General features: G+C 60.7%; 9 protein-coding genes. 5 read left to right on the top strand and 4 right to left on the bottom strand.

The genetic code is table 11. From position 1 onward, the window contains the following. The 4 genes from WB528_RS12390 to WB528_RS12405 form a co-directional block, all read left to right on the top strand. Window positions 1-511, top strand: a 511-nt coding sequence (locus tag WB528_RS12390) for an enoyl-CoA hydratase/isomerase family protein (RefSeq protein ID WP_423888703.1), incomplete at its 5' end; no start/stop codon positions are given. A gap of 303 nt (window positions 512-814) precedes the next feature. Beyond that, window positions 815-1,834 carry a TRAP transporter substrate-binding protein gene (locus tag WB528_RS12395; protein WP_423888704.1) on the top strand — a complete coding sequence of 340 codons (1,020 nt, stop codon included), beginning with the start codon at window positions 815-817 and terminating at the stop codon, window positions 1,832-1,834. A gap of 24 nt (window positions 1,835-1,858) precedes the next feature. After that, window positions 1,859-3,739, top strand: coding sequence for a TRAP transporter large permease subunit (locus tag WB528_RS12400; RefSeq protein WP_423888705.1), 1,881 nt, complete (start codon window positions 1,859-1,861; stop codon window positions 3,737-3,739). A gap of 18 nt (window positions 3,740-3,757) precedes the next feature. Continuing rightward, entirely contained in the window at window positions 3,758-5,404 is a 1,647-nt protein-coding gene (locus WB528_RS12405; protein ID WP_423888706.1) for an acyl-CoA synthetase, read from the top strand. A 7-nt stretch (window positions 5,405-5,411) separates the two neighbouring features. Here WB528_RS12405 and WB528_RS12410 read toward each other — a convergent pair whose 3' ends face one another. Further along, a complete protein-coding gene (locus WB528_RS12410) occupies window positions 5,412-6,152 on the bottom strand; it encodes a class II aldolase/adducin family protein (RefSeq protein ID WP_423888707.1) in 741 nt (246 codons plus the stop codon). A 72-nt stretch (window positions 6,153-6,224) separates the two neighbouring features. Here WB528_RS12410 and WB528_RS12415 point away from each other — a divergent pair, with 72 nt between their 5' ends. After that, window positions 6,225-7,214 carry an ABC transporter substrate-binding protein gene (locus WB528_RS12415; protein WP_423888708.1) on the top strand — a complete coding sequence of 330 codons (990 nt, stop codon included), beginning with the start codon at window positions 6,225-6,227 and terminating at the stop codon, window positions 7,212-7,214. Window positions 7,215-7,216: 2 nt separating this feature from the next. Here WB528_RS12415 and WB528_RS12420 read toward each other — a convergent pair whose 3' ends face one another. The 3 genes from WB528_RS12420 to metG form a co-directional block, all read right to left on the bottom strand. Further along, complete coding sequence (locus WB528_RS12420; RefSeq protein ID WP_423888710.1) at window positions 7,217-8,017, bottom strand: MBL fold metallo-hydrolase; 801 nt, start codon at window positions 8,015-8,017, stop codon at window positions 7,217-7,219. Continuing rightward, a complete protein-coding gene (locus WB528_RS12425; protein ID WP_423888711.1) occupies window positions 8,014-8,802 on the bottom strand; it encodes a TatD family hydrolase in 789 nt (262 codons plus the stop codon). Before WB528_RS12425 ends, WB528_RS12420 begins: the two co-directional genes overlap by 4 nt. Window positions 8,803-8,812: 10 nt before the next feature. Beyond that, window positions 8,813-10,484 (bottom strand): methionine--tRNA ligase (metG, locus tag WB528_RS12430; RefSeq protein ID WP_423888712.1); only part of this gene is annotated, 1,672 nt, incomplete at its 5' end.

The raw sequence follows: 10,484 nt of genomic DNA on the forward strand, positions 1-10,484 counted from the left end.
CTGGCAGGAGATGGAACAGATCACGATCGCAGCAATCGAAGGCTTTTGCATCGGCGGCGGTATCGCGCTGGCGGTCGCCCTCGATTTCCGCGTCATGAGCCGATCAGCCCATATCCGGATTCCGGAAGTCGGGCTCGGCATGAACATGAGCTGGCAGAGTGTTCCGCGCCTGTTGCACCTGATGGGTCCAGCGCGCACCAAACAGGCCGTGATCCTCGCCGACCGGCGCATCTCCGCCGAGGAAGCCCATGCATGGCGCCTGGTGGAGGAGGTGACCGATCCCGGCGCGGCCTTCGACAAGGCAATGGCGTTTGCGGAAAAGTTCGCCAGCCAACCGCCGATCTCGGCTGCGATGACCAAGCTCACCATCAACCGTCTCACGCACGCGCTCGACGATCTCACCAGCCACATGGACGTCGATCAGTTTGCACTCGCAACCCTGACCGAAGATCACAAAGAAGGCGTGGCGGCGTTTCTGGAGCGGCGCAAGCCACGTTTCAGGGGACGGTGACCGCAGCGAGATCGTCTCCGTCAATCCTGATCCGTATACCCATGATTCGCATAAGGTATATTATGGAATATTTTATTCCATAGAGATTCCAGACATTTGTACATAAGTCCTCAGCTTCCAGCGAATTTGGAGATCGTTCGTGGCGCGGCGCATATCGTACGGTCACTTGGCCAACGAGCGTCGGAAAACGAAGCGAAAGGCCTACGAACCCGGCGCTTGGTATTTCCAGTGAAAGCAGGCAAAAAGCCAACCGGAGTGTTTCCAAGAGGAAGCCGAATAAGAAACGATTTGGGAGACGACGAGATGGGCTTTTCACGACGTTCGCTATTGAAGACCACCGCCGCATCGGCCGTCCTGGGCGGCTTGGGCGCGCCGTTGGTTGCGCGAGCCCAGCAGGCCGAATTCAGCTACAAGTTCGCCAACAACCTGCCGGAGACGCATCCGCTCAACATTCGCGCCCGGGAAATGGCTGCCGCGATCAAGAGCCAGACCAATGGCCGGTTTGATCTTCAGATTTTCCCGAACAACCAACTTGGCGCGGATACGGACGTCTTGAGCCAGCTTCGTTCCGGCGGCGTCGAGTTCTTCACGATGTCCGGCCTGATCCTGGCGATCCTGGTTCCAGCGGCTTCCATCAACGGGATGGGTTTTGCTTTCCCGGACTATCCCACGGTCTGGAAGGCCATGGACGGCGATCTTGGCAGCTATGTGCGCAAGGAAATCGCCAAGGCCAATATCGTGGCATTCGAGAAGATCTGGGATAACGGCTTCCGCCAGACCACGTCCTCAACCAAGCCGATCACGGGGCCCGGCGACTACAAAGGCTTCAAGATCCGCGTGCCGGTATCGCCGCTGTGGACGTCGATGTTCAAGGCGTTCGATGCGTCGCCGGCTTCGATCAATTTTAACGAAGTCTATTCGGCGCTTCAGACCAAGATTGTCGAAGGCCAGGAGAATCCGTTGGCGCTGATCTCGACGGCCAAGCTCTACGAGGTCCAGAAATACTGCTCGCTGACCAATCACATGTGGGACGGCTATTGGTTCCTGGCCAATCGCCGTGCTTTGGAAGCGCTGCCGCCGGACATACGCACCATCGTCGAGAAGAACGTCAACGAGGCGGCGCTCAAAGCGCGAACCGACACCGAAAAGCTTAACGCGACCGTCCGCGACGAACTCTCGACCAAGGGATTGACTTTCAATCAGCCTGATCTGGCGCCGTTCCGTGACAAGCTGCGAGCGGCCGGTTTCTATTCCGAATGGAAAGGAAAATACGGCGAGGAGGCGTGGTCGATCCTGGAGAAATCAGTCGGCAAATTGTCTTAGCGCCACCGGCTGAAGGCTAGGAAAATGGCGAACGCCGAGGCGACGCAGCCCACGGGCGGTGAGGTGATGTCCCCTCGCCGTCTTTCGCCTGTCATCGCGCTCGAGGACTTGGTCGGCCGGCTCGTCGAAATTCCAGCCGCTTTGCTCGTCGTCGCCGAGGTCGTGACGCTGTTTGCGGGGATCGTAGCGCGCTACATCGTGCAGAAGCCACTGATCTGGTCCGACGAGCTCGCCTCTATCCTGTTCCTGTGGCTCGCGATGCTGGGCGCGGTAGTCGCGTTTCGCCGTTCAGAGCACATGCGGATGACGGCCATCGTCGCCGGCGTCAAACCTGCAACGCGCGCGTTCCTTGACGTCGTCGCGACCTGTGCCGCGTTCGCGTTCCTGCTGCTGATCGTGGTGCCGAGCTATCAATACGCCTACGAGGAAAGCTTTATCACGACGCCGGCGCTGCAAATCTCCAATAGCTGGCGCGCGGCTGCTTTGCCGGTCGGTATCTGCCTGATGATGTTGTTCTCGGTTCTCCGGCTGATGCGGTTTGGCGATGCCGGACTCGTGATCAAGGCTGCGCTTTCGGTGGCGTTTCTGGTGGCCCTTTGCTGGCTGGCGGGTCCGTGGCTCCGGCCGCTCGGCAACCTCAATCTGGTGATTTTCTTCGTCGGCGTGGTCGGTTTCTGCGTCTTTGCCGGGGTGCCGATTGCTTTTGCGTTCGGACTGGCGATTTTCGGCTATCTTGCGCTGACGACGCGGACGCCGCTGATGGTTCTGGTGGGGCGCATGGACGAGGGGATGAGCCATCTGATCCTGCTCGCGGTGCCCCTCTTCATCTTCCTCGGGCTTTTGATCGAAATGACCGGTATGGCCCGGGCGATGGTGGCATTTCTGGCGAGCCTGCTCGGCCATGTGCGCGGCGGCCTGCACTACGTGCTGGTCGGCGCGATGTATCTCGTCTCGGGCATCTCAGGCTCCAAGGCTGCCGATATGGCGGCGGTAGCGCCGGTATTGTTCCCCGAGATGAAGCAGCGTGGCGCCCGGCCCGGCGATCTCGTCGCCCTGCTCGCTGCGACCGGCGCACAGACCGAAACCATTCCGCCGAGCCTCGTCCTCATCACCATCGGCTCGGTGACCGGTGTTTCGATTTCGGCGCTGTTCACCGGCGGGTTGTTGCCCGGCTTGGTGTGCGCGATCACGTTATCGGCGCTCGTGTGGTGGCGCTATCGCGGCGAGGATTTGAGCCACGTCAAGCGGGCGACGGCTTCGGAAATCCTCCGCAGCTTCGTCATCGCCCTGCCCGCGCTGGCGCTGCCCTTTGTCATCCGCGCCGCAGTCGTGGAGGGTGTCGCGACCGCCACGGAAGTTTCCACCATCGGTATCGTCTACGGCTTCGTGGTCGGTCTCTCGATTTACCGCCAATTCGACTGGCGGCGGTTGATGCCGATGCTGATCGAGACCGCCAGCCTTTCCGGCGCCATCCTGCTGATCATCGGTACGGCGACCGGGATGGCCTGGGGGCTGACCCAGTCGGGCTTTTCGCGGGCGCTGGCTAACGCGATGACCGGCCTGCCCGGCGGTTCCGCGAGCTTCATCGCGGTCTCGATTATCGCTTTTACCATTCTGGGCAGCGTACTCGAAGGCATTCCCGCGGTCGTGCTGTTCGGCCCGCTTCTGTTCCCGATCGCTGGAGCCGTCGGCGTGCACGAGGTCCACTACGCGATGATCATCATCCTGGCGATGGGCATTGGGCTGTTCGCGCCGCCCTTTGGCGTCGGCTATTATGCCGCCTGCGCCATCGGCCGCGTCGACCCGGCCGAAGGCATCCGCCCGATCTGGGGTTATTTGCTTGCCCTGATGGCAGGCTTGATAATCGTTGCTATCTTCCCCTGGATATCGATCGGCTTTCTCTAGGCGAAACGAGGGCAACCGATGGCAGCAACGCAGAACCAATATGATGTTGGTCTTGGGAAGACGCCGGCCAATTTTGTGGCCCTGACGCCTATAAGTTTTCTGGCGCGCACCGCCGCGATCTATCCCAACCATACGAGCACCGTCTACGAGGACCGGATCTTCACTTGGTCTGAGACCTACGCGCGTTGCCGGCGCTTTGCCTCTTACCTCGCCGGCCGCAACATCGGTCCGGGCGATACGGTTGCGGCGATGCTGCCGAATATCCCGGCGATGAACGAGGTGCATTTCGCGGTCCCGATGGCTGGCGCCGTGTTGAACACGCTCAATATCCGGCTTGATGCGTCTGCGATCGCCTTTCAGCTCGACCATGGCGCCGCCAAAATCATTCTGGTCGACCCGGAATTCGCTGGTGTCATTTCGGACGCGCTCGAGCAGATGAAAGGCGAGAAGCCGTTCGTGATTGATGTTGACGATGAGACCTTCGGCAAAAAACGCATCGGGGAAATCGAATATGAAGCGGCGCTCGCGCAGGGCGATGAAAAATTCATCGCGCGCCCTCCATCCGATGAGTGGGACGCGATCGCGCTGAGCTACACGTCGGGCACCACGGGTAATCCCAAGGGCGTCGTTACCCACCACCGCGGTGCCTATATCAACGCGGTGAGCAATATCCTGGCCGCCAATTTGGGTGCGCATCCGGTCTATCTCTGGACGCTGCCGATGTTTCATTGCAACGGCTGGTGCTTTCCATGGACCATTGCGGCGGCGGCCGGAATCAATGTCTGCCTGCGCAAGGTCGATCCAGCGAAAATCTTCGAATTGATCCCGAAACACGGCGTGACGCACATGTGCGGCGCACCGATCGTTTACAACACGCTGATCAACGCGTCGACAGCTCCGACGAAACCAGATGCCCATTCAGTCGTTGGGCTGATCGCAGGAGCTGCCCCCCCGGTTGCAGTGCTTGAAGGCGCCGAGCGGATCGGCATCAAGCTTACCCATGTCTACGGCCTGACCGAAACTTATGGTCCGGCTTCTTTCTGCGCCGAGCAGCCCGGCTGGGACGATCTCGCCGCCGATCAGCGGGCCCAGCTCAAACGCCGGCAGGGCGTGTCCTACCCGCTCCAGGAAGCGATCACCGTCTTCGATCCCGAAACGATGCGTGAGGTGCCGCGCGATGGCGAGACCGTCGGCGAGGTGATGTTCCGCGGCAATATCGTCATGAAGGGCTACCTCAAGAATGAAAAGGCCACCCGTGAGGCCTTTGCCGGTGGCTGGTTTCACACCGGCGATCTCGGCGTGCTGGACGAGCACGGCTACGTCATCATCAAGGATCGCTCCAAGGACATCATCATTTCCGGCGGGGAAAACATTTCCTCGGTCGAGGTCGAGGATGTCCTCTACAAGCATCCGGCCGTGCTGTTCGCCGCCGTCGTCGCCAAGCCGGATACGAAATGGGGCGAGGTGCCCTGCGCTTTCGTTGAGCTGAAAGAAAACGCGCAAGCGACCGAGGCCGACATCATCGCGTTTTGCCGGGCGCAAATGCCTGGCTTCAAAACGCCGAAGGCCGTGGTATTCGGCCCGATCCCGAAGACCTCGACCGGCAAAATTCAGAAATTCCTGCTGCGCAATCAGCTTCACTCGGCCAAAGCGATTTCGGCGTAAGGTATCTTCATTGCGACATCGGGCTGTTTCGCGCTGCCTTCAGCCAGAGGAACCAGGAGCGGTCGTACTGCGTGCTAATGGTCTTGGTCGTCCCGACCGTTTCTTCTTCAGTGAGGTAGGTAATCGGCCCGAGGCGCATTGCCTCCATCTGCAGCCGCGCACCGACTTCGGTATAGACCGCACGGAACACCGTCTGCCGCAGCGTGCTGCCGACCACGGTCGAGCCGTGGCCGCGCATCAGGACGGCCGGCCCCTCGCCCAAACTGTCCGCCAGCGCGGCGCCGAGCTTGCCGCTGGTGATCAGAAGATCGCTGCCTGGCCCTGCGAAGTCGCGGATTTCAAAGACCGGCGTTCCCTTCTCGCTCAGAAATCCGCACATATGGCAGACCGGACGCAGTTTGGTCCCCGTCACCACACTGAACGGAACGACGGACGGAGAATGGCTGTGCACGACGGACATGACATCCGGTCGTTTGCGGTAGATCTCGCCGTGAATGAATCGTTCAAGATACGGCGCTGGTCCTCCCGGCTGAACCGGATTGCCGTCGAGATCAAACTCCAGCACGTCCTTTTCCGTGACCAGTGCGGGCGCCATGCTTCGGGAGAGCAGGAAACGATCGGGCCGCTCCGGATGCCGCGCGCTGACATGACCGAACCCGTCCACCACGCCCTGATCGAATAGAATATGGTTGGCATCAACCACTTCCCGGATGACAGATGCGACGGCGTCGGATGCGGCGTTGGACATAGCGGGATTTCCCTGTTGTTTTCTTGTGCTTGGACGAAATAGAAGAACCCATACATATAAGGGAGCGTCCTGATGGGCAAACTACAGCTTTCCGCCGCTATCGGTGACTATGACCGGATGCGTCCGCTGGTCGACGGTCTGGTACAGATCGACAGCGTCGATGCGCAGTTCATGTTGCTCGATCCGGAGGAAATCTTCTTTCGCGCCTTCAGGCATGCCGATTTCGACGTCTGCGAATTGTCGCTCTCGAGCTATTCGGTCAAGACCGCGGCGGGCACCAGTCCTTATATCGCGGTGCCGGTGTTCCCGTCCCGCGCCTTTCGCCATACCTCGGTCTATGTCCGTACCGATCGGATCAAATCGCCGGCCGATCTCAGAGGACGTCGCGTCGGGTTGCCCGAATATCAGCTCACGGCCAACATCTGGGTCCGCCTCTTTCTCGAAGAGGATTACGGGATCCGTCCCTCCGATGTGACCTGGGTGCGCGGCGGCTATGAACACCCCGGACGGATCGAGAAGATCAGTCTCAATCTGCCGGGTGATGTTAAGTTGGAGAATGCAAGAGCAGACGCCACCATCTCCGATTTGCTTGCAAGCGGCGAAATCGATGCGGTAATCGGGCCGCGTGCGCCTTCCTGTTTCGATCGCGGACACCCCAATGTCGGCTATCTCTTTGCCGATCCGCAAGCGACCGCGACCGAATGGTACCGGCGGACCCGCCTCTTCCCGATCATGCACACGCTCGGCATCCGCCGCACGCTGGTCGAAAAGCATCCGTGGCTGCCGGTAGCCGTCTATAAGGCCTTCGAGCGTTCAAAGGCGATCGCGCTCGCCAAACTCTCGGACACCTCCGCGACCAAGGTAACCTTGCCGTTCGTCGAAGAGCAGTTAGGCGCGGCGCGCCGGCTGATGGGTGATGATTTCTGGTCTTACGGGCTTGAGCCGAACCGCGAGGTGCTGAGGCGTTTTCTGGAGCGCCATCACGCCGAAGGTCTATCTTCTCGTCTGCTCGCGCCGGAAGAGCTGTTTCACCCATCCGCGCTGGAATTGCACAAGATTTGAGGCTAGCGCGCCACTTCGAGCCGCATGCCGTCATAAGCGGGGATCACGCCGTTCGGCAGGCTTTGCCGCAGCACCTCGTAATCCAGATCGGAATGCATGTTGGTGATGACGGCGCGCTTTGGCTTGAAGCGCTCGATCCAGGACAGCGCGTCGCTGACGCTGAAATGGCTGGGATGGCCGGCATAGCGCAAGCCGTCGATGATCCAGAGATCCAGATTCCGGAGGAACGACGAACTGGCTTCCGGGATGTCGCTGACATCGGGTGTGTAGGCCGCGTCCGCAATCCGATAACCGAGTACGGGAATATTGCCGTGCACAAGGTTGAACGCCGACAGCGTCACCGCCCCGCCCTTCCCTTCGATGGTTCGGTTCTGCCCACCCTCGATCGCTTGCCGCTCCAGGATGGGCGGATACTCGCTGCCTTCTGGCGTCACGAAGCAATAGGAGAACCGCGCCATGATGTCGTTGGCGGTCGACCTGTTGAAATAGGTAGGGATGCGGCGGCGCTGGTGCAGGACAACTGAACGGAGATCGTCGATTCCATGGGTCTGATCGGCGTGCTCATGAGTCAGAAACACCGCATCGATGTGATCCACCTCGGTGTCGATCAGCTGCTCACGCAGGTCAGGCGAAGTGTCGATGACTACACGTGTGGTGCCCCCATCGCCGGTCTCTTCGACCAACAGCGAGCAGCGGCGGCGGCGGTTTTTCGGATTTGCCGGATCGCACGCTCCCCAACCCAGCGCCGGCCGCGGCACGCCAGCTGACGATCCGCAGCCGAGGATGGTGAGGGTCAGTGTCATGCGGCTTGCGGCGAGGGCACTTTGGAGAACAGGCGGAAGAAGTTTTCAGTCGTCTGCCGCGAAATCTCCTCCAGCGAGACGCCGCGGGCCTCCGCCAACACTTTGGCGACCTCAACCACGTAAGCCGGTTCGTTGCGTTTGCCGCGAAACTTTCCGGGCGCGAGATACGGCGCGTCGGTCTCGACCATGATGCGGTCCGCGGGCAGCTCCGCGGCCAGCGCGCGCAACTCATCAGACTTCTTGAAGGTGAGAATGCCCGTGAACGAGATCGACAAGCCCAACTCGATCGCCCTCATCGCAAGCTTCCGCCCGCCGGTGTAACAATGCAGCACCGCGCGAAACGGCCCCCTGGCGATTTCGTCTTCAAGGATGCGTTCGCAATCCTCATCCGCTTCACGGGTGTGAATGACCAGCGGAAGGCCAGTGGCGCGCGCGGCCGCGATATGGGTACGGAAGCCCCGCTCCTGCGCTTCGCGCGAGCCGTGCTGGTAGAAGTAGTCGAGGCCGGCTTCGCCGAGCGCGACGACCTTGGGGTGTTTAGTCAGTGTGATCAGCTCGTCGGCCGGAATTCCGTCTTCCTCGTCGGCCTGATGCGGGTGAGTGCCGATCGAGCAATAGACGTTCGGGTATTTTTCCGCGATCGAGAGCAGCGCGTCGAGACGCCTCACCCGCGTCGAGATCGTGACGATACGCCCGATGCCGGCCATCTCTGCGCGTGCGACAATGCCGTCGAGATCGTCGGCAAAGTCCGGAAAGTCGAGATGGCAATGGCTGTCGACGAGCATCGGCGTTCGCTCAGGCTGCCGTAGGCTCGATATAGCGCGGAAATACCGGGGCCGGTGCTGGAAGCACCACACCCGGTTTGATCCGCGTGCCGAGCGCAGCGAAGTTACGGGACTCGATTTTGGCGGGGATGCCGAGGATGTCGAGCAGTCTGGCGCAGGCTTGCGGCATCGCGGGCTGGGCAAGAATGGCGACTTGGCGCACGACTTCGGCGGTCACGTACAGGACGGTGCCCTGACGCGCCGGGTCGGTCTTGGCCAACGCCCAAGGCGCTTCGCCGGCGAAATAACGGTTGGCTTCGGCAACCACCGCCCAAACCGCGTTGAGCGCCTGATGGATCTGCTGGGTCGCCATTGCGCTTCGTGCGAGCGCAATCATGCCATCGGCCTGAGCCAGGATGGCCTTGTCATTGACGGTGAACCCGCCGGGTGATGGCAGCACGCCCTGATATTGTTTGGCGATCATCGAGAGCGAGCGTTGCGCCAGGTTGCCGAGATCGTTGGCCAGATCGGCATTGATGCGCGCGACGATGGCTTCGTGGTTGTAGCTGCCGTCCTGGCCGAACGGCACCTCGCGCAGGAAGAAATAACGCGTCTGATCGACGCCGTACTGGTCGGCGAGGTTGAACGGATCGACGACATTGCCGACCGATTTCGACATCTTCTCGCCCCTGTTGAACAGGAAGCCGTGGGCATAGACGCGCTTTTGCACGGGTATTCCGGCCGACATCAGGAAGGCGGGCCAATAGACCGCGTGGAAGCGAATGATGTCCTTGCCTATGATATGCACATCCGCCGGCCAGTAGTGCCAATCCGCGTCACCCTCGTCAGGAAAGCCGACGCCGGTAATGTAGTTGGTAAGCGCGTCGACCCAGACATACATCACGTGCTCCGGATCGCCCGGGACCTTGACGCCCCAATCGAAAGTGGTCCGCGAAATCGATAGATCCCGCAGTCCTCCTTTGACGAAACTCACCACCTCGTTCTTGCGCGTGTCGGGGCCGATGAAATCGGGTTGCGCTTCGTAAAGCGCGAGTAGCCGGTCCTGATAGGCAGAAAGACGGAAGAAGTAGCTCTTCTCCTCTACCCAATCCACCGGCGTGCCCTGCGGTCCCCGGCGCACATCGTCCTCGCCGACGGTGGTCTCATCCTCCGCATAATAGGCTTCGTCGCGCACCGAATACCACCCGGCATAGCTGTCGAGATAGATGTCGCCATTGTCGGCCATCCGCTTCCAGATTTCCTGGCTGGAACGATGGTGCTGCTCTTCGGTGGTGCGGATGAACCGGTCAAAGGAAATGTTCAGCCGCTGATCCATCTCCTTGAAGCGTTGCGCGTTACGTGTCGCGACTTCCATCGGTGCCAGCTCTTCGGCTTCCGCGGTCTGGATCATCTTCAAACCGTGCTCGTCGGTGCCGGTCAGGAAGAATACATCCTTGCCGTCGAGCCTTTGAAAGCGCGCCAGCGCATCGGTCGCGATGGCCTCATAGGCGTGACCGATGTGAGGTGCGCCGTTCGGATAGGCGATGGCGGTGGTGATGTAGAAAGAGTTCTTGGCAGGCGCGGTCGGTGCCTTCGGAGCGGCAGCGGTTGAGCTGGTCTTGGTCTTCGGATCGGCGGCTTTCGCCTTCTTCGGGCTCGTAGCTTGAGCCTTTGTCTTTGCCGGTGCTTTGGCGGCAGACTTC

The organism is Bradyrhizobium sp. (genome assembly GCF_049586575.1).
Taxonomy (GTDB): domain Bacteria; phylum Pseudomonadota; class Alphaproteobacteria; order Rhizobiales; family Xanthobacteraceae; genus Bradyrhizobium.